Source organism: Pseudomonas sp. GCEP-101, assembly GCF_025133575.1.
In the GTDB taxonomy this organism is placed as follows: domain Bacteria; phylum Pseudomonadota; class Gammaproteobacteria; order Pseudomonadales; family Pseudomonadaceae; genus Pseudomonas; species Pseudomonas nitroreducens_B.
On the sequence record NZ_CP104011.1, the window covers coordinates 808,381 to 827,591 of the forward strand.

Annotated in this window: 17 protein-coding genes, 2 tRNA genes and 1 rRNA gene; 4 read left to right on the top strand and 16 right to left on the bottom strand. The window is 62.9% G+C overall.

The genetic code is table 11. The annotated features are described in order from the left end of the window. Positions 1–129: 129 nt before the first annotated feature. The 10 genes from N0B71_RS03725 to N0B71_RS03770 all read right to left on the bottom strand — a co-directional run bounded on the left by N0B71_RS03725 (position 130) and on the right by N0B71_RS03770 (position 8,478). Positions 130–205: transfer RNA gene (locus N0B71_RS03725), tRNA-Ala, on the bottom strand. A gap of 29 nt (positions 206–234) precedes the next feature. Beyond that, positions 235–311, bottom strand: a tRNA-Ile gene (locus N0B71_RS03730). A 151-nt stretch (positions 312–462) separates the two neighbouring features. Then, positions 463–1,998 (bottom strand): 16S ribosomal RNA (locus N0B71_RS03735). 234 nt (positions 1,999–2,232) lie between these two features. After that, complete coding sequence (locus tag N0B71_RS03740) at positions 2,233–2,460, bottom strand: hypothetical protein (RefSeq protein ID WP_259757359.1); 228 nt, start codon at positions 2,458–2,460, stop codon at positions 2,233–2,235. 82 nt (positions 2,461–2,542) lie between these two features. After that, positions 2,543–3,151 carry a protein-methionine-sulfoxide reductase heme-binding subunit MsrQ gene (gene msrQ, locus N0B71_RS03745; RefSeq protein WP_259757360.1) on the bottom strand — a complete coding sequence of 203 codons (609 nt, stop codon included), beginning with the start codon at positions 3,149–3,151 and terminating at the stop codon, positions 2,543–2,545. Continuing rightward, positions 3,151–4,161, bottom strand: coding sequence for a protein-methionine-sulfoxide reductase catalytic subunit MsrP (gene msrP, locus N0B71_RS03750; protein ID WP_259757361.1), 1,011 nt, complete (start codon positions 4,159–4,161; stop codon positions 3,151–3,153). Before msrP ends, msrQ begins: the two co-directional genes overlap by 1 nt. A gap of 57 nt (positions 4,162–4,218) precedes the next feature. Continuing rightward, positions 4,219–5,043: a CDP-diacylglycerol--serine O-phosphatidyltransferase gene (gene pssA, locus N0B71_RS03755; protein ID WP_259757362.1), complete on the bottom strand. Its 825-nt coding sequence runs from the start codon at positions 5,041–5,043 to the stop codon at positions 4,219–4,221. Between the two features lie 149 nt (positions 5,044–5,192). Next, positions 5,193–6,209, bottom strand: a complete 1,017-nt coding sequence (gene ilvC, locus N0B71_RS03760) for a ketol-acid reductoisomerase (RefSeq protein ID WP_017516327.1) — start codon at positions 6,207–6,209, stop codon at positions 5,193–5,195. Between the two features lie 44 nt (positions 6,210–6,253). After that, positions 6,254–6,745: an acetolactate synthase small subunit gene (ilvN, locus tag N0B71_RS03765; RefSeq protein WP_017516326.1), complete on the bottom strand. Its 492-nt coding sequence runs from the start codon at positions 6,743–6,745 to the stop codon at positions 6,254–6,256. A 2-nt stretch (positions 6,746–6,747) separates the two neighbouring features. Next, complete coding sequence (locus tag N0B71_RS03770) at positions 6,748–8,478, bottom strand: acetolactate synthase 3 large subunit (RefSeq protein WP_259757363.1); 1,731 nt, start codon at positions 8,476–8,478, stop codon at positions 6,748–6,750. 403 nt (positions 8,479–8,881) lie between these two features. On the opposite strand from N0B71_RS03770, the gene N0B71_RS03775 reads away from it, so the two are divergent. Further along, positions 8,882–9,334: a DUF4124 domain-containing protein gene (locus N0B71_RS03775; RefSeq protein ID WP_259757364.1), complete on the top strand. Its 453-nt coding sequence runs from the start codon at positions 8,882–8,884 to the stop codon at positions 9,332–9,334. 7 nt (positions 9,335–9,341) lie between these two features. On the opposite strand, the gene N0B71_RS03780 is transcribed toward N0B71_RS03775, so the two are convergent. From N0B71_RS03780 to mrcB, 3 genes are read right to left on the bottom strand one after another with little or no spacing between them, the layout of a single operon-like run. Beyond that, a complete protein-coding gene (locus N0B71_RS03780) occupies positions 9,342–9,671 on the bottom strand; it encodes a YqcC family protein (RefSeq protein WP_259757365.1) in 330 nt (109 codons plus the stop codon). Next, positions 9,671–10,492, bottom strand: a complete 822-nt coding sequence (locus N0B71_RS03785; protein ID WP_259757366.1) for a tetratricopeptide repeat protein — start codon at positions 10,490–10,492, stop codon at positions 9,671–9,673. The genes N0B71_RS03780 and N0B71_RS03785 overlap by 1 nt, the downstream gene beginning before the upstream one ends. Positions 10,493–10,508: 16 nt before the next feature. Next, the gene (gene mrcB, locus N0B71_RS03790) at positions 10,509–12,833 is read right to left on the bottom strand and encodes a penicillin-binding protein 1B (RefSeq protein ID WP_259757367.1); all 2,325 of its coding nucleotides are present in this window, start codon (positions 12,831–12,833) and stop codon (positions 10,509–10,511) included. A 217-nt stretch (positions 12,834–13,050) separates the two neighbouring features. Here mrcB and N0B71_RS03795 point away from each other — a divergent pair, with 217 nt between their 5' ends. The 3 genes from N0B71_RS03795 (at position 13,051) to N0B71_RS03805 (ending at position 16,021) form a co-directional block, all read left to right on the top strand. After that, a complete protein-coding gene (locus N0B71_RS03795) occupies positions 13,051–14,613 on the top strand; it encodes a bifunctional aminoglycoside phosphotransferase/ATP-binding protein (protein WP_259757368.1) in 1,563 nt (520 codons plus the stop codon). Between the two features lie 230 nt (positions 14,614–14,843). After that, positions 14,844–15,116 carry a TfoX/Sxy family protein gene (locus tag N0B71_RS03800; protein ID WP_138214260.1) on the top strand — a complete coding sequence of 91 codons (273 nt, stop codon included), beginning with the start codon at positions 14,844–14,846 and terminating at the stop codon, positions 15,114–15,116. 104 nt (positions 15,117–15,220) lie between these two features. Next, the gene (locus tag N0B71_RS03805; protein WP_259757370.1) at positions 15,221–16,021 is read left to right on the top strand and encodes a cyclic nucleotide-binding domain-containing protein; all 801 of its coding nucleotides are present in this window, start codon (positions 15,221–15,223) and stop codon (positions 16,019–16,021) included. Between the two features lie 521 nt (positions 16,022–16,542). On the opposite strand, the gene N0B71_RS03810 is transcribed toward N0B71_RS03805, so the two are convergent. The 3 genes from N0B71_RS03810 to N0B71_RS03820 are packed head-to-tail and all read right to left on the bottom strand — an operon-like array spanning position 16,543 to position 19,201. Next, complete coding sequence (locus tag N0B71_RS03810) at positions 16,543–17,439, bottom strand: ChaN family lipoprotein (protein ID WP_259757371.1); 897 nt, start codon at positions 17,437–17,439, stop codon at positions 16,543–16,545. An 11-nt stretch (positions 17,440–17,450) separates the two neighbouring features. Continuing rightward, the gene (locus N0B71_RS03815) at positions 17,451–18,218 is read right to left on the bottom strand and encodes a heme ABC transporter ATP-binding protein (RefSeq protein WP_259757373.1); all 768 of its coding nucleotides are present in this window, start codon (positions 18,216–18,218) and stop codon (positions 17,451–17,453) included. Further along, positions 18,218–19,201 (bottom strand): FecCD family ABC transporter permease, encoded by a 984-nt coding sequence (locus tag N0B71_RS03820; RefSeq protein WP_259759470.1) that lies wholly within the window; start codon positions 19,199–19,201, stop codon positions 18,218–18,220. The genes N0B71_RS03815 and N0B71_RS03820 overlap by 1 nt, the downstream gene beginning before the upstream one ends. Positions 19,202–19,211 lie beyond the last annotated feature (10 nt).

Sequence of the window (19,211 nt, forward strand, 5' to 3'; positions counted from 1 at the left end):
ACCAGTGAAAGAGATTATTCAGTCTACTTCTATCACATACCCAAATTTTTAAAGAACGGTTCTGGCACAAAGACCAGACATCAATGTTCGTTCAACCTGAACATTCATGTCTGAGCTTTCGACGATTAATGGTGGAGCCAAGGAGGATCGAACTCCTGACCTCCTGCGTGCAAAGCAGGCGCTCTCCCAGCTGAGCTATGGCCCCTTATCGGATCAGCAGCACACCACAACAATTGGTGGGTCTGGGCAGATTCGAACTGCCGACCTCACCCTTATCAGGGGTGCGCTCTAACCAACTGAGCTACAGACCCAATCGTTCGGGCTTTGGCAGCTTGTCGACCTCACCCGCTCTCTATCCAAGAGCCGGGGGCGCGCTCAAACCAACCGAGCAGCAAACCTATCGTCTAACCAGTGAATCAAGCAATTCGTGTGGGAGCTTATGAAGAAGCTGAGATCTTCGATTAAGGAGGTGATCCAGCCGCAGGTTCCCCTACGGCTACCTTGTTACGACTTCACCCCAGTCATGAATCACTCCGTGGTAACCGTCCCCCTTGCGGTTAGACTAGCTACTTCTGGAGCAACCCACTCCCATGGTGTGACGGGCGGTGTGTACAAGGCCCGGGAACGTATTCACCGTGACATTCTGATTCACGATTACTAGCGATTCCGACTTCACGCAGTCGAGTTGCAGACTGCGATCCGGACTACGATCGGTTTTATGGGATTAGCTCCACCTCGCGGCTTGGCAACCCTCTGTACCGACCATTGTAGCACGTGTGTAGCCCTGGCCGTAAGGGCCATGATGACTTGACGTCATCCCCACCTTCCTCCGGTTTGTCACCGGCAGTCTCCTTAGAGTGCCCACCCGAGGTGCTGGTAACTAAGGACAAGGGTTGCGCTCGTTACGGGACTTAACCCAACATCTCACGACACGAGCTGACGACAGCCATGCAGCACCTGTGTTCCGATTCCCGAAGGCACCCTCGCATCTCTGCAAGGTTCCGGACATGTCAAGGCCAGGTAAGGTTCTTCGCGTTGCTTCGAATTAAACCACATGCTCCACCGCTTGTGCGGGCCCCCGTCAATTCATTTGAGTTTTAACCTTGCGGCCGTACTCCCCAGGCGGTCGACTTATCGCGTTAGCTGCGCCACTAAGATCTCAAGGATCCCAACGGCTAGTCGACATCGTTTACGGCGTGGACTACCAGGGTATCTAATCCTGTTTGCTCCCCACGCTTTCGCACCTCAGTGTCAGTATCAGTCCAGGTGGTCGCCTTCGCCACTGGTGTTCCTTCCTATATCTACGCATTTCACCGCTACACAGGAAATTCCACCACCCTCTACCGTACTCTAGTCAGGCAGTTATGGATGCAGTTCCCAGGTTGAGCCCGGGGATTTCACATCCATCTTACCAAACCACCTACGCGCGCTTTACGCCCAGTAATTCCGATTAACGCTTGCACCCTTCGTATTACCGCGGCTGCTGGCACGAAGTTAGCCGGTGCTTATTCTGTTGGTAACGTCAAAACAGCAAGGTATTAACTTACTGCCCTTCCTCCCAACTTAAAGTGCTTTACAATCCGAAGACCTTCTTCACACACGCGGCATGGCTGGATCAGGCTTTCGCCCATTGTCCAATATTCCCCACTGCTGCCTCCCGTAGGAGTCTGGACCGTGTCTCAGTTCCAGTGTGACTGATCATCCTCTCAGACCAGTTACGGATCGTCGCCTTGGTAGGCCTTTACCCCACCAACTAGCTAATCCGACCTAGGCTCATCTGATAGCGCAAGGCCCGAAGGTCCCCTGCTTTCTCCCGTAGGACGTATGCGGTATTAGCGTTCCTTTCGAAACGTTGTCCCCCACTACCAGGCAGATTCCTAGGCATTACTCACCCGTCCGCCGCTGAATCCAGGAGCAAGCTCCCATCATCCGCTCGACTTGCATGTGTTAGGCCTGCCGCCAGCGTTCAATCTGAGCCATGATCAAACTCTTCAGTTCAATACTGCTTGGGTTTTGAGAAAACCCTAAACTTGGCTCAGCAATCGCATGCTCAATTTAATGAGCTAAAACTCTCGAATTCACGAGTGTTACTTGCGTTGCTGATAATCAGTCGATCATCAGTCTTACATCACAAGCACCCACACGAATTGCTTGATTCAACTTGTTAAAGAGCGTTTGGCTGAGGCTTTCGTCTCAACCGAGGCGCGCATTCTACGCTAACCTCTCTTTCCGTCAAGCTTTATTTTCGAAAATTTCTTTTCTACTCAATCGCTTGTGCTTCAGCGAAGGAAACCTTCTCATCAGCGGGAGGCGCATTCTACAGCGATCAATTTCGCTGTCAACCACCTCGGCGACCTTCTTTTCAGCTCGCTGCCGGAGCAGCCAGTGAAGAGCGGCAAATGAATCACCTGCCTGATCACCACCCTCAACTTCGAATCTCTGTAAGTACTTGATTTTCAAGTTCTTTCAGCGCTTCGTCGCTGGGAGTGGTGCGCATTATAGGGACTGAAAAAAGTCCGTCAACACATTTCTGAAAGAATCTTCAGCCAGCCGTCAGGCGGCCGCGCAGCAAAGGCAGACGCCGCGCCACAGGCGGCACCCGGAGCAGCATCAACAGCAGGCCTATGGCTGCGTAGACGGCCCAGCGTTCGAGATCCGAGCGCACGACCCATAGCATATGCAGCAACCCCAGACCGAGGATGACATATATCAGGCGATGCAGTTTCTTCCAGCCGGTGCCCAGCCTGCGCATGCTGTAGCGATTGGAGGTAACGGCCAGGCAGAGCAGCCCTAGGAAGCCGACGACACCGACGATGATATAGGGGCGCTTGCGCAGTTCGACGCCCAACTGCGCCCAATCCAAGCCAAGGATAAAGACGGCATAGGCGCTCAGGTGCAGCACTATATAGGTAAAGCACCACAGGCCCAGTTGACGACGCACCTGGACCCAGCCACCCCACCGGGTAATTTTCTGCAGGGGCGTCATGGCCAGGGTAATGAGCAGCAGGACCAAGCCGCCCTGCCCCAGTCGATCGACCAGGGCCTTTCCCGGGTCCGGCCCCAGATCGAATATCCACGCCTGGTACAGCCAATAGAGCGGTGGCAACAGCGCCGCCAGGAACACCCCGGCGCGCCAGTACGGATAGCGCATCAGTAATCTTTCCTCAGATCCATGCCCGCATAGAGCGAAGCGACCTCATCGGCATAGCCGTTGAACATGAGGGTGGGACGAACATTGGGACTGAATAGTCCGCTGGGCAGGCGACGCTCGTGCGCCTGGCTCCAGCGCGGATGATCCACGGTCGGGTTGACGTTGGCATAGAAGCCGTACTCGTCCGACGCCAGGCTTTGCCAGGTGGTCTTCGGCTGCTCTTCGACGAAGCTGATCCGCACGATGGACTTGGCACCCTTGAAGCCATACTTCCACGGCACCACCAGCCGCAGCGGCGCGCCATTCTGATTCGCCAATACCCGGCCATACATACCCACCGCCAGGATCGCCAAGGGATGCATCGCCTCATCCATACGCAGACCTTCCACGTAGGGCCAGTCGATCAACGCGAAGTTGGATTGCACTCCCGGCATGTCCTTGCGATCCACCAGCGTTTCGAAGCGTAGGTACCTGGCCTTGCTGGTCGGCTCCACGCGCTTGATCAGGTCGGAGATAGGAAAGCCGATCCACGGAATCACCATCGACCAGGCTTCGACGCACCGCAATCGGTAGATCCGCTCTTCCAGCTGGTAGGGCTTGATGAAGTCCTCCAGCGCATAGTTGCCGGGCTTGCCCACTTCCCCATCGATCACGACAGACCAGGGTTCGGTTTTCAGCGCGCCGGCATTGGCTGCCGGGTCGCCTTTGTCCGGACCGAACTCGTAGAAGTTGTTGTAGTGGGTGGCATCCTTGAACGGCGTGATGGCTTCATCTTTCACCGTCACGGCATCCCAGCGAGTCGCAGAGAGCTTCTCCGTCAGCCAGGCCGGCGTGGCAGCTTCCGCAACGTCCGCGTAGCGTCCGCCGTCGGCAAGACCCAGCCGGGGCAGCCCGGACATGGCGGCAGCCGCCAGCGCACCACCGAGAAAGTGGCGACGGGAGAGATAGAGGGATTCGGGCGTGACGTCCGATTCGTGGCAATCGGACAGGCGGGACGACTTGATCAGCATGACGGGCTCCGCAACGACTGGCTGTATGCGCCAGTAGACTGCGGAGCCCGCTGGAAATTACACGACAGGCGGCTGCTTGCGACGGCGCAATTGCAACAAGTATTGCACCGGGCCGGAGGCGGCGTAAGCAAGGAACAGCAGCAGCAGGATGCGTGGCGGATCGGTGAAGACCACCGCGAACGCCAGCACCACCACCAGGATCGCCATGAACGGCACGCGGCCACGCAGGTCGAGGTCCTTGAAGCTGTAGTACTTGATGTTGCTGACCATCAGCATGCCGGCCGCTGCGACCATCAGAGCCACCAGCAGGGAAACCTTGGCACCCTGCACGTCGAAGTCGGCGAACGCCCACACCGTACCGGCTACCAGCGCCGCGGCAGCCGGACTGGCCAGACCGATGAAGTAGCGCTTGTCGGCCTTGCCCACCTGAGTATTGAAACGCGCCAGGCGCAGTGCAGCGCCCGCCACATAGATGAAGGCGACCATCCAGCCGACCTTGCCCAGGCTGCTCAGCGCCCACTCGAAGGCCACCAGCGCCGGCGCAACACCGAAGGCGACCATGTCGGACAGCGAGTCGTACTCCGCGCCGAAAGCACTCTGGGTATTGGTCAGACGGGCCACGCGGCCGTCGAGACCGTCGAGGACCATGGCGACGAAGATGGCGATGGCGGCATTGGAGAAATCGCCGCTCATGGCATTGATGATGGCGTACAGGCCGGTGAACAGCGCCGCGGTGGTGAACAGGTTGGGCAGCAGGTAAATGCCGCGATGACGAACCTTGCGACCTTCGGCGTCGTGGCCCTCTTCGATGTGCTCATCGATGGGCAGCAGACTTTCTTCGGTGTCGGAAGCCTTGTTGGGCTCCTCGTGACCTTCACTCATGGACGATTCCTTGAGAACTCGTTGAGGCTGAGATTCGCCGGGGCACGCTACTGCGCAGACTCACCCGACGCCCCCGCTTTATACCAGAACACCGCCCCTAAACGAAAAAACGCGGCAAGCGCCGCGTTTCTTCGTTTGTCGCGAAGACCTTAGTTCTTGGTCTTGTCGACGATCTTGTTGGCAGCGATCCACGGCATCATGGCGCGCAGCTGCTCGCCGATGACTTCGATGCCGTGAGCGGCGTTGTTGCGGCGCTTGGCGGTCATCGACGGGTAGTTGGTGGCGCCTTCGGAGATGAACATCTTGGCGTATTCGCCGTCCTGGATGCGCTTCAGAGCGTTGCGCATGGCCTGACGGGATTCGGCGTTGATGACTTCCGGGCCGGTCACGTACTCGCCGTATTCGGCGTTGTTGGAGATCGAGTAGTTCATGTTGGCGATGCCGCCTTCGTACATGAGGTCAACGATCAGCTTCAGCTCGTGCAGGCACTCGAAGTAGGCCATTTCCGGCGCGTAACCGGCTTCGACCAGGGTTTCGAAGCCGGCTTTCACCAGCTCGACGCAACCGCCGCACAGAACGGCCTGCTCGCCGAACAGGTCGGTTTCGGTCTCGTCCTTGAAGGTGGTTTCGATGATGCCGGTACGGCCGCCGCCCACGCCGCAGGCGTAGGACAGAGCGACGTTCTTGGCATTGCCCGACGCGTCCTGGTAGATGGCGATCAGGTCAGGGATACCGCCGCCCTTGACGAACTCGGAACGCACGGTGTGACCCGGAGCCTTCGGCGCGATCATGATCACGTCGAGGTCAGCGCGCGGTACGACCTGGTTGTAGTGGATGGAGAAGCCGTGAGCGAAGGCCAGGGTGGCGCCCTTCTTCAGGTTCGGCTCGATCTCGTCCTTGTACAGGCGGCCCTGGAACTCGTCCGGGGTGAGGATCATGACCAGGTCGGCAGCGGCAACGGCTTCGGCCACTTCAGCCACTTTCAGACCGTGGTTCTGAGCCTTGGCAACGGAAGAAGAACCCGCACGCAGGCCGACGGTAACGTCGACGCCGGAGTCTTTCAGGTTGCAGGCATGGGCGTGGCCCTGGGAACCGTAACCGATGATGGCAACTTTCTTGCCTTGAACGATGGAGAGGTCACAGTCTTTATCGTAGAAAACGCGCATTTGGGTAATCCCCTGTCAGTTGGCCTCGTGGGCCGTATTTCAAATCAGATGCTGAGAGTCTTGTCGCCACGGGCAATGCCGGTGACGCCGCTGCGGACGACTTCGAGGATCGACGCGGTGCCGATGGCCTGGATGAAGCTGTCCAGCTTGTCGCTGGTACCGGCCAGCTGCACGGTGTAGACGCTGCTGGTGACGTCGACGATCTGGCCGCGGAAGATGTCGGTGGTGCGCTTGACCTCGGCGCGCTGGGCGCCGGTGGCCTTCACTTTCACCAGCATCAGCTCGCGCTCGATGTGCGCGCTCTCCGAGAGGTTCACCAGTTTTACCACCTCGATGAGCTTGTTGAGGTTCTTGGTGATCTGCTCGATGACTTCATCCTGACCGGCGGTGGTCAGGGTCAGGCGCGACAGCGTCGGGTCCTCGGTCGGGGCGACGGTCAGGCTTTCGATGTTGTAGTTGCGCTGAGAGAACAGGCCGACGACGCGGGACAGCGCGCCGGGTTCGTTTTCCAGCAGCAGGGAAATGATGTGTCGCATGATCAGGTACGCTCCGTCTTGCTCAGCCACATGTCGCGCATCGCACCACCGCGGATCTGCATCGGGTAGACGTGCTCGCTGGTATCGACCTGGATGTCGAGGAAGACCAGGCGATTCTTCATCGCGAAGGCCTCTTCCATCATCGGCTTCAGGTCCTTCAGGTCGGTGATGCGCATGCCAACGTGGCCATACGCTTCAGCCAGCTTGACGAAGTCCGGCAGCGATTCCATGTAGGAGTGCGAATAACGGCTGTTGTACTGCATGTCCTGCCATTGGCGGACCATGCCCAGCGCACCGTTGTTCAGGTTGACGATCTTCACCGGCAGGTCGTACTGCAGGCAGGTGGACAGCTCCTGGATGTTCATCTGGATGCTGCCTTCACCGGTCACGCAGGCGACGTCGGCGTCCGGGAAGTTCAGCTTCACGCCCATGGCGGCGGGGAAGCCGAAGCCCATGGTGCCCAGGCCGCCGGAGTTGATCCAGCGATTGGGCTTGTTGAAGCGGTAGTACTGCGCCGCGAACATCTGGTGCTGGCCCACGTCCGAAGCAACGAAGGCATCACCGTGGGTGACTTCGCAGAGGGTCTCGATCACGGTCTGCGGCTTGATGATGCTGCCGTCGCCCATGTTGTACGGGAACAGGCCGCGGGTGCCGCGCCATTCGTCGATCTGCTTCCACCAGGCAGCCTGGGCTTCCTTGTTCGGGGTCTCGCCGATTTCCTTGAGGATGGCGACCATTTCGGTCAGGACGCTGTCCACCGGGCCCACGATCGGGATGTCGGCCTTCACGGTCTTGGAGATCGACGCCGGGTCGATGTCGACGTGGATGATCTTGGCATTCGGGCAGAACTTGGCTGCGGTCTCGCCATTGATCACGCGGTCGTCGAAACGCGCGCCGACGGCAAAGATCACGTCAGCGTGGTGCATGGCCAGGTTGGCGGTGTAGCTGCCGTGCATGCCGAGCATGCCGACGAACTGGCGATCGGTACCCGGGTAGCCACCCAGCCCCATCAGGGTGTTGGTGACCGGCACGTTGAGCATGCGAGCGACTTCGGTCAGCGGCTCGGCGGCATTGCCCATGATCACGCCACCACCGGCGTAGATGATCGGGCGCTTGGCGGCCAGCATCATCTCGGCGGCCTTGCGGATCTGACCGGAATGGCCACGGACCGCCGGGCTGTAGGAGCGCAGCTTGACCTTCTTCGGGTAGTTGTATTCGAACTTCTGGGTCGGATCGCCCATGTCCTTCGGAATATCGATCACCACCGGGCCGGGACGGCCGGACTGGGCGATATAGAAGGCCTTCTTGATAACCTCTGGGATTTCCGCCGGGTGCTTGATGATGAAGCTGTGCTTCACGATCGGGCGGGAGATACCGACCATGTCGGTTTCCTGGAAGGCATCGGTGCCGACCATGTTGCTCGCCACCTGGCCGGAGATCACCACCATCGGGATGGAGTCCATGTAGGCGGTAGCGATGCCGGTGATGGCGTTGGTCGCGCCGGGACCGGAGGTCACCAGCACCACGCCCGGCTTGCCGGTGGCGCGCGCATAGCCGTCGGCCATGTGGGTGGCGGCCTGCTCGTGGCGAACCAGGATGTGGGTTACTTCGTTCTCTTTGAAGAGAGCGTCGTAGATATGCAGGAGGGCACCGCCCGGGTACCCGTAGATGTACTTAACGCCTTCGTCACGCAGGGAGCGGACGACCATTTCAGCGCCGGATAAAAGTTCCACGTTGTCACCTCTAGAACGCTATATACGGAAACCCCCAACGTGGGGGACCGACTTGGATGGCTGCCCGGCAGACATGGGCGAATGTAATCGCCGGCTACGTCGACTGCCGATTGAGCAGAACCTGGAGACGCTCCTGTTTGTGTTACGGAGAGCCTCCACCCAGCGCGAGGTAACGCGAAACAGGGTGAAACTTTGCGGCGCGGGTAGCACCTCTTGTCTGCCGAGTAAAACCAGCTTGCGGCCGGCCCACTGCAGCGAACCTTGGATTCTTCTGAAACGAGGCGGTCAAGTCAAGCCATATGTGGCATCGAATGAAGCGGGGATGTGAACTTTCTCAGAGTGAATAAGTACACGTTTTGGTTATAGTTACCGCCAGACTCCGCCTTCCAAGGATCGACAACGCATGCGACGGACGATTTTCCTGGGCAGCCTGCTGCTCGCGCTGGCCCCGACCGTGATGGCCGCGCAGGTCTACAAATGGGTCGACGCCCAGGGCATTACCCATTTCGGCGCGCAGCCGCCCGAAGGCACCGACGCCGCGACCGTGAACACCAACACGGCGCCGCCCAAGCCCAGCAGCAATTTCCCGCCGCCTGCCGCCGCCGTGCCGACTCTTCCGCCCAGTGCCGACGAGAAGCAGAAGGCTGCCGACGAGAAGGTCCGCCAGGAAGTGGCGCAACAGGAAGCCGAGCGCGCCAAGCAATGCCAGCAGTTGCGCACCGACGTGGCGCAGCTGAAGAACAACCCGCGCATTCGCGTGGATGACGGCAATGGCGACCTGCGTCGCATCAGCGAAGAAGAGCGTCAGGAGCGCATCGCAGCCAGCGAGAAGAGCATCCGCGAGAACTGCAACTGACCTCCGCTCAGGGCGTCGGACTGATCAGTTGATCGAAGGCGCCCAATGCTTCCAACAGGGCAGCAACCCGGGCTCCCTCATTGGCGTAGGCCATTTCCGCGATGGCGCGGATGCCCGAAGCATTGGGCAGATCCGCGCCGCTCTCGATGATCAGCTTCATCCGCGGCAGGAAGATCCACTGCAGCCACTCCTCCAGCGCCAGCGTATCCACGCAGAAGGGTTCGACGCTGGATAGCCTGTCCGTCGACGGGCTTTCACTTCCCCACATGCCGACCGCACGCAACTCGCGTTCGATCAACAGCAGTTGATCGGCGACGGCCAGCACGCGCGCATCCATTACAGGGTCACCTTGGCTTTCTGACGCGCCTCGGCGGCGCCGGCGGCGTTGCCCTGCTGGTCACGGCACTTGGCGATCAGGTCCCAGAGGCTGGCCTGCATGGTCGGGCGACCGTTGGCCAGCGACAGGCCACGCAGCGCTACCTGTTCGGCCTGCGCGGCATCGCCCTGGGCCAGACGAACCTGGGCGAGTTTGTAGAGCACCTGCGGCTCGCGCGGAGCGATACGCTGGGCACGTTCCAGGCTGGCGGCCGCGCCGTTCAGGTCACCACCACCCTGCTGCTGCGAGGCGGACGTCAGCAGCGCCAGCACCGGGCCGTCCAACTGCTCATCCGCGGCCAGCCCCGTGTTGCTCGACGGAATGCCCGACGGCCCCTGGTAGGTTTTCGCGGTGGACGGTGCCGCCTGCTGGGTCTGATAAGCAGGCTGCTGGTAGGTCTGCGACTGGAAACCGCCATTGGAGGTGATGCCGCCACTGGTGGAGATCGGTTGCTGCGAATAGGTCGAGCCGGTGGTACCCGGCGCCGTGGTCATGGGCGAGGTGCTGATCGGCGCGGCGCCGGTCTGCGCCGGGAAAGTCTGGATCGGCGCCATGCCGGCATCCTGCGGCACCATCACGGTGACGCCGGAATCCCCCTGCGGGATGCTCTGGCCGGCACTGGCGCGCACCGGCGCCTGGGTGTTACCGCCGCTACGGCCGACACGCTCCGAATTGGACACCGAGGTGCCGGAGTCCTGCACGGGAATGGCACCGTGCTGCGGGGACGCACAACCGGACAGAAGCGCCAGAGTCGCCGACGCTGCAAACCAAGCTTTTCTCACTTCCAACCCTCTTGCATCAGTTCAACCAGCCGCGCACCCAGTCCATGACTTCGCCGGCCGGCGTCTGGTTTCCGCAACCCGCGCCCTGCGCAGGTTCGCTTCCTCGAATATAAGGCATCTGCACCGCACCGGGGCAGTTGGCCTCAGTGCCCTGCCCGGTGTGCGGATCGACCCAGGCCTGCACGACATTATCCGGCATCGGCATGTCCAGCGGGGCGGGATTGGCCTTGCGCATGAAGCTGGTCCAGATTTGCAACGCGCCGGTCGCACCGGTGAGCGGCGTCTTGCCATTGTCGTCGCGACCGATCCACACCACGGCCAGCAGGTCCTGGCCGAAACCGGAGAACCAGCTATCACGGGAATCGTTGGTGGTGCCGGTCTTGCCCGCCAGGGTCAGCGACGCCGGCAGCTGGTTGTAGACCGAGCGCCCGGTACCCTCGCGCATCACGCGCTGCATGGCGCTCTGCAGCAGGTAGATGGCGCCCGGGTCGAAGCGCTGCTGGACCTGGAACGGATAGCGCTTGAGCGGCTGCCCGTCGGCCGCCAGCACGCTGCGGATACTGCGCAGCGGCGTATTGAAGCCGCCACTGGCGATGGTTTGGTACATGGTCGCGACCTGCATCGGGCTGAGCGCGCCGGCGCCCAGCAGCATCGATGGATAGGCCGGCCAGTTCGGCGACACGCCCAGGCGCTCCAGGGTCTTCAGCACATTCGGCACCCCCAGGTCGAGGCCCAGCCGTGCCGTGGACAGGTTCAGCGAACGGGCCAGCCCCTGGTAGAGGAAGATGGTGCCGTTGGCGGTGCCTTCGTAGTTCTTCGGCGTCCACACCTGGCCATCCTTGCCTTTCACCTGGAACGGTTCGTCCTGGATGTAGCTGGTCAGGGTGTACTGGCTCGGTCGTTCCAGCGCCGTCAGGTAGACCGCCGGCTTGACCAGCGAGCCGATGGGCCGCACGGCATCGACGGCGCGGTTGAAGCCGGCGAAACGCGGGTCGCGGCTGCCCAGCAGTGCCTGGATCTCGCCAGTTTCCGGGTTGGTCACGACCATCGCGGTCTCGGTCTCGGCCACGCCCTTGCGGCCTTCCAGGCGCTTGAAGGTTTCGCTGACGGCAGACTCCGCCTTCATCTGCAGGATGGGGTCGAAGCTGGTGAAGATGCGCAGGCCTTCCTCGGTCAGGTCCTCGTCGCGGTAGTCTTCGCGCAACTGGCGCTTCACCAGGTCGAGGAACGCCGGATAGGAACTGTTGGCCATGCTGCCCTGACGGGTCACGCCCAGGGGCGCCTGCTTGGCGGCGGCAGCTTCGTCGGCGGTGATCACGCCCTGCTCGGCGAGCACGTCGAGCACCACGTTGCGGCGCTCCAGCGCACGCTCGGGGTTACGCCGCGGGTTGTAATAGGAGGGGCCCTTCACCATACCGACCAGCAGCGCCACCTGGGGCAGCTTCAGCTCCGACAGCGGCTGGCTGAAGAAGTACTGGCTGGCGAGGCCGAAACCATTCACCGAACGCTGACCGTCCTGGCCGAGGAACACCTCGTTGAGGTAGCCCTCGAGGATTTCCCGCTTGTCGTAATGCAGCTCCAGCAGCACCGCCATCATGGCTTCGGTGAGCTTGCGCGACAGGCTGCGCTCGTTGGTCAGGAAGAAGTTCTTCACCAGCTGCTGGGTCAGCGTACTGCCGCCCTGGCGCAGCTGTCCGGCGCTGGCGTTGACCCAGACGGCACGGGCGATGGACTTCAGCGAAACGCCGTGGTGAGTCCAGAAGTCGCGGTCTTCCACCGCCACCAGGGTATCGATCAGGTACGGCGGCACCTGGTCGAGCTTGATCAGGATGCGGTCTTCGTTGTGCGCCGGGTACAGGCCGCCGATCAGCAGCGGCTCCATGCGCGCCACGGCGAGGTCGCCGCCATTGGCGCGGCTCAGCCCGGCCACGTAGTCGCCGGAGAAGCGCACGCGAATACGCTGCGCGGGCTCTGCGCCTTCATAGAACTGGAAGCCACGGGTGTTCAGGTCGACGGCATTGCCCGACACCGAGACGGCGCCGGGCCCGGCCACGGTGGTTTCGCGGCGGTAGCCCAGGGCATCCAGCTCGCGCAGGAAGTCGTCCTTGCCCAGTTTCAGGCCGACGAACAGTTCCAGCGGCCGGGCGTACACCTTGGCGGGAATGGTCCAGCGCTTGCCGGAGAACTTCTCCTGCACAACCGCATCGAGGTACACGGCAAAACCGGCCAGCACCACCACGCCAACCAGACCGAGCTTGAGTGCCCAGCCCAGCCACTTGCGCATGGCAGGCGACGATTTGCCGCTCTTTTTACGAGGTTTGGAAGATCGGGGACGCGTCATGGCGGCGCATTATACGTACTTTATCCACAGGGGACAGACGCCGCTCCCGCGGGCGTCCGGGCTTGATGCGAACTGCCGCGCATCTCGCGACGACGGTCAGTGGCCGAGCTATGACCCCACGATGGCCATTTGGTTGCCGGCCGGCCGCAGAGTTTGCACCTGCCGACCCAGCCGCCATAATGCCTGCCTTCAGAAATTCGATCGGAAAGGACATCACGTGAGCCAGACTCTCCTCGCAGCCCTGCAGAACCCCGCCCTCTTCCCCCATCCGGTCGAGGGTTTCCGGGTCATCGAAACCCACATCTCCTGGGTGCTGCTCACTGGCTCCTACGTCTACAAGATCAAGAAGCCGGTGAACTTCGGCTTCCTCGACTTCACCGACCTCGCTCAGCGCAAGCACTTCTGCGAGGAAGAGCTGCGCCTGAACCAGCGCCTGACCGACGGCCTGTACCTCGACGTCATCGCCATCACCGGCAGCGAGGCCGCGCCGCAGCTGAACGGCGAAGGCCCGGCCATCGAATACATGATCCAGTGCCGCGAATTCCCGCAGTCCCAGCTGCTCAGCGAAGTGCAGGCGCGCGGCGAACTCGGCGCCCAGCACATCGACGGACTGGCCAGGCAGATCGCCGATTTCCACCTGCGCACCCCGGTCGTTCCCACCGAGCACCCGCTGGGCACTCCCGAAGCCTGCATGGCACCGGTGCGGCAGAACTTCGAACAGATCCGCCCGATGCTCTCCGACAAGGCCGACCTGCTGCAACTCGACGCGCTCGAAGCCTGGGCCGAATCCAGCTACGAACGCCTGCACGGCGTCTTCGAGCAACGCAAGGCGAACGGTTTCATCCGCGAATGCCACGGCGATATCCACCTGGGCAATGCCGCGATCATCGACGGCAAGGTCGTGCTGTTCGACTGCATCGAGTTCAACGAGCCGTTCCGCTTCACCGACGTCACCGCCGACTATGCCTTCCTGGCCATGGACCTCGAAGACCGCGGCCTGAAGTGCCTGTCGCGGCGCTTCGTCAGCCAGTACCTGGAATACACCGGCGACTACCAGTCCCTGGCCCTGCTGAACTTCTACAAGGCCTACCGCGCCCTGGTCCGCGCCAAGATCGCGCTGTTCAGCCTGGCGCACCAGAACGATGCCGTGCAGAAAGCCGCAACGCTGCGCCAGTACCGCAACTACGCCAACCTCGCGGAGAGCTACAGCGCCATTCCGTCGCGCTTCCTGGCGGTGACCGTCGGCGTGTCCGCCGTCGGCAAGAGCCAAGTCGCACTGCGTCTCGTCGAGGCACTGGGCGCCGTGCGCCTGCGTTCGGACGTGGAGCGCAAGCGCCTGTTCGGCGAACAGAAGGCCGAGCAGCAAGGCCAGCTCAAGGGCGGCATCTATGACGCCGACGCCACTATGGCAACCTACCAGCGCCTGAACGAGCTGGCCGTGGACATCCTGCGCGCCGGGTACCCCGTCGTGCTCGATGCCACCTTCCTCAAGCGCGAGCAACGCGCCGCGGCCTGGGAAATCGCCGAGGAAACCGGCGTGCCCTTCCTGATCCTCGACTGCCAGGCGCCGGAAGCGGTGATCGCCGGCTGGCTGAGCCAGCGCCAGAGCGAGGGCAACGACCCCTCCGACGCCACCCTGGACGTGATCCAGGCGCAGCAGGCCAGCCGCGACGCACTCAGCGCCGAAGAGCAGCAGCACAGCAAGCGCGTCGATACCCCGGACGCCGCCAGCCTGGACGCCCTGGTCGCCAGCATCCGCCAGCGCCTGCCGGGCCTCTGAGCCACCGCTTGTCGGCCGGAGTCGCCCTGTTGCGGCGACTTCCGGCCGGCGGCCGCGCCGCCCGACGCACCGTCCACGACGACATCGCCCTGCCCCGCTTTCTCGGCGATATCACAAAGCCACGTTTTTCCCAGCCACCGCTACACTTCTCTTTGCGTGTCCGGCCGCTACGAGCAGTTCTCGGCCCCTTCAAGACCTGACACCCATCGTGCCCATCGCAAGGACCGACGATGAACGACGAACTGCTGCACCTGAAAAACCTCGGCAAGACCTCCGCGCAATGGCTGCATGCCGTTGGCATCCATAGCGCCAGCGACCTGCGCCGCCTGGGGGCGGTCGGCGCCTACCGGGCCGTACGTGCGCGCGGCTTTCGCGCGTCCAAGGTGCTGCTCTACGCCATCGAGGGCGCGCTGCTGGATGTGCACTGGAACGACCTGCCTCCCGCCCACAAGGCTGCACTTCTTGGCGAGCTTGAGACATTTCCCACACGTAACAAGAGCTAGCTCACAAGCTCTGTGGGAAAATGTTTACGCAAGGAGCCTCTCCGCTTATGGTCTCAGGGCCCTTCGTGCGCCCTCGACCGTCGCCATATCAAGGAATTACGGCCATGTACCTACTCGGTGAACAACCTGCTTACGCCGATCGACTGATCAATCGCCTGCAGGGCATCCCAGCGCAATTGCTCGCCGGCCTGGAGCCCGCCGGCGAAGCCATCCGCCTGGAACGCTCCGACGACCTGGAAGGCGAGTTGCCCGGCAAGCATCTGTTCCTCATCGAGAATGGACTGGTCCATGCGCTGGTGGACGAACGCCCGCTGTTCTATCTGCAGGAAGGCGACCTGGTTGGCCTGCGCCAAGGTATCGAACTGCCGCCCTGCCGCTACGTCAGCGAAGAGCCGCTGTGCCTGGTGCCGTATCTGCGCAGCGAAGTATTCCGCCACATCCACAACCACGAGCAGCGCCAGGAGCAGTTCCTGCACTACCTGATCGGCCATACCGCGCTGCTGTCCGATGCCCTGGCGCACCTCAAGCAGCCGGAGATCCGTCCGGCCACCGGCTTCCAGCACTTCGCCGCCGGCGCCCAGCTGATCCAGCAGGGGGACGACGCCGAGCACGTGTTCATCATCATCGAGGGCCACGCCGAGGCCTTCGTCGACGGGCAGAAGGTCGGCGACGTGCAGAAGGACGAGATCTTCGGCGCCATGGCCGTGTTCACCCGCGAGAAACGCAGCGCCTCGGTGATCGCCAGCGAGCCGTGCACGGTGATGGTGATCCCCAAGGACCAGTTCCTCAGCCTGATGCAGAGCAACCCGCGCATCGCCCACAGCCTGATCGAAGGCATGGCGCGGCGCATCGACCTGCTGAACAAGGAAGTCACCCAGCTGCGCCTGCAACGCCAGGCAGACTGACGTTCTTCCTACGTGAAAAGCCCGGCCCTGTGCCGGGCTTTTTCGTGGGTGGCGGTCGGAAATTCGCAGGAGCGAGAAAAAAGGTTACGAAAGGAGGTTGACTCTCAAATGATAATGATTATTATTGAGTCATCTGGTCGCGAGGCCAGATCGATAACCTCAAGAGACCACGCAGTCGGACTCTTCAGATTATCTCCTCATCAGGCTAATCACGGTTTCGACCCGGCACTTTGCCGGGTCTTTTTTTTGCCTTGATTTTTTCGCAGCACCTGCCGGGCAACCGCAAAAGCGCCAGCACGGAGAAGAAAGGTGTTGACTCTCAAATGATAATGGTTATTATTACCTCAACTGGTCGCGAGGCCAGCCGGATAAGCTTAAGAGACCACAGTCGGACTCTTCAGATTATCTCCTCATCAGGCTAATCACGGTTTGGACCCGGCAATTTGCCGGGTCTTTTTTTTGCCCGCGATTCCTGCCGCACCGCCATTCATGCACGCGTGAAAAAGGGCCTCGCGGCCCCTTCACTTCATGCTACGCATCTGCGCGCAGTAATCGGTTGGCGGTTGGGCCGGTGTGTACCAGGCGTAGTCGGCCTGCTCCGGCGCCACGGGTTTACCCACTTCCGCCAGCATCACCACCTTCAGCCCCTGGGCGGCGTCCAGGTCCTGCAGATGCAGCGGAACGCCCAGGTCGCGTCGCGCATGGAAGCCGCCGGCAATCAGCACGGCCGGTGCGGGCGCGGCCTTGAAGCGCTCGGCCATGCGCCGGTCGCGCTGCTGCTGCACCGCCAGCATCGGCGGGAGCTGGCTGTCCGGCAGCAGCCCACAGTGGGAATCACGGATGTCCTGCAGCAATGCATCGCGCACCGGGGCGGCCGTGGAAGCGGGCCCCTGCAATGCGGGGGCGCTGCGGTAGATGCCAATGATCTCGCCGCGATCCAGGTTGGCCGCCAGCAGCGGCGCCGGCTGCTTCACCAGCCAGGTCACCAGCGGGCCGTACTGTGACCAGTCCCAGCCCGGCTGCCAGTGCAACGCGCCGATCAGATCGGTCGGCGTTTCGCCCTTCGCCGCCGCAGCCTGGCTGGCAGACACCGCACGTTGCTGATCGGGGTTGAGCATTTCCAGCAGTACGCTGCCGCCCGGGCGCCGCTCGGCCAGGGCACGCACCAGCCAGAGTTCGAGGGCATGGTGGTCGGGATTGTCGTGCTGCTCGCCGATGAGCACCCGCGGTGCCGCGGCGAGACGATCCAGCAGTCGCGCCGGCGACAGCATGTCGCCGCTGCGCAGGTCGCGAATCACCCCCAGTTCGGCATTGTCGCGACCTTCCGGACTCTGCCAGGCCGGCAACGGCGGCGCGGCCAACTGGCCCTGGCAGGCAGCGAGCAGCGCCAGCAGCGGGACAAGCAGGGCCTTGTTCATGGCGGTTCCTCTCAGCGCGCGATGATCAGCGGATGGCCGCGTTCCGGGTGCGCCTGCACCAGCACATCGAGGCCGAAGACGCTGCGCAGCGGTTCCACCTGCAGCACCTCGTGCGGGGTGCCGAGCAGGTGCACGCGCGACTCGTGCAGCAGCATCAGGCGATCACAGTAACGCGCCGCGAGGTTCAGGTCGTGCAGGATCACCAGCACGGCGGCGCCACGTCCGGCGAAGTCGCGCACGGCCTGCAACGTGGTGTGCTGGTGCAGCGGGTCGAGTGCCGAGGTCGGCTCGTCCAGCAGCAACACCTGTTCCGCCCCGCCCGGCCAGAGTTGCGCCAGCACCCGGGCCAGATGCACCCGCTGACGCTCGCCGCCGGACAGCGCCAGGTAGCTGCGCCCGGCCAGGTGCGAGGCGTCGGCAGCGGCCATGGCGTCGCGGACGATTTCCGCGTCGCGCTGGCGGCCACTGTCGTGGGGCAGCCGGCCGAAGCCCACCACCGCCTCGACGGAGAACGCGAAGTTCAGCGAGGACGATTGCGGTAGCACCGCCAGTCGGCGCGCACGCTCGGTGCCCTGCCAGGACGCCAGCGGCCGGCCATCGAGGCTGACAGCCCCTCCGGCGAGCGGCAACTCGCCATTCAGGGCGCCCAGCAGGGTGCTTTTGCCCGCACCGTTGGGGCCCAGCACACCGAGCACCTCGCCGGGCTGCAAGGTCACGCTCACCTCCCGCAGGACAGCCTGCGCGCCGCGCTTCACCAGCAGCTTGTCTGCGCACAGCATCAGGAACGCCCCCGGATCAGCAGGTAGAGGAAGAACGGCGCGCCGATCAGCGCGGTGACAATGCCGATCGGCAACTCCGCCGGCGCCAGCGCCAGCCGGGCGACCAGGTCGGCGAGTAGCAGGAGGATCGCACCGCCGAGCATCGAGGCCGGCAGCAGCACGCGGTGATCCGGGCCGACGATCAGGCGCAGCAGGTGCGGCACCACCAGGCCGATGAAGCCGATCATCCCGGCGGCGGCCACGGCGGCGCCGACACCCAGTGCGGTACAGAGGATCAGTTCGACCTTCAGTCGCTCGACGTCGAAGCCCAGGTGGCGGGCTTCGGATTCCCCGAGCAGCAATGCATTCAGGGCATTCACCCGGCGCGGCAGCCAGCAGGCCACCAGCAGCGCGATCAGCAGTAGCGGCCACAGGCGCGGGTAGCTCGCGCCATTGAGGCTGCCGAGGTTCCAGAAGGTCAGGGTGCGCAGCGTGGCGTCGTCAGCGAGGTAGGTAAACAGGCCGATCAGAGCGCCCGCCAGCGCCGTCAGTGCGACGCCGGCCAGCAGCATGGTCGCCACACTGGTCTGGCCGTTGTGGCGCCCCAGGCGGTAGACCAGCGCTGTCACCAGCAGGCCACCGGCAAAGGCGCTGGCTGAGAGCAGGTACGGCGCGAACGCTTCGGGCAGCCCGCCCACGGACGCCCCGAAGACGATGGCGATGGCCGCGCCCAGCGCGGCGCCGCTGGAAACGCCGATCAGGCCGGGGTCGGCCAGCGGATTGCGGAACAGCCCTTGCATCGCCACGCCCGCCAGCGCCAGTACGCCACCGGTGGCGATGCCCAGCAAGGTGCGCGGCAGGCGGATCTGCCCGACGATCAGTTCGGCCTGGCCCAGGCCGGCGTCGGCCACCGGCAGCCCGAGCAGGTGCCCCAGCGCTCGCAGGGTATCGCCCAGCGGCAGGCTCACCGGCCCGAGGGCCAGGGAAAGCCAGACGACCAGCAGCAGGAGACAA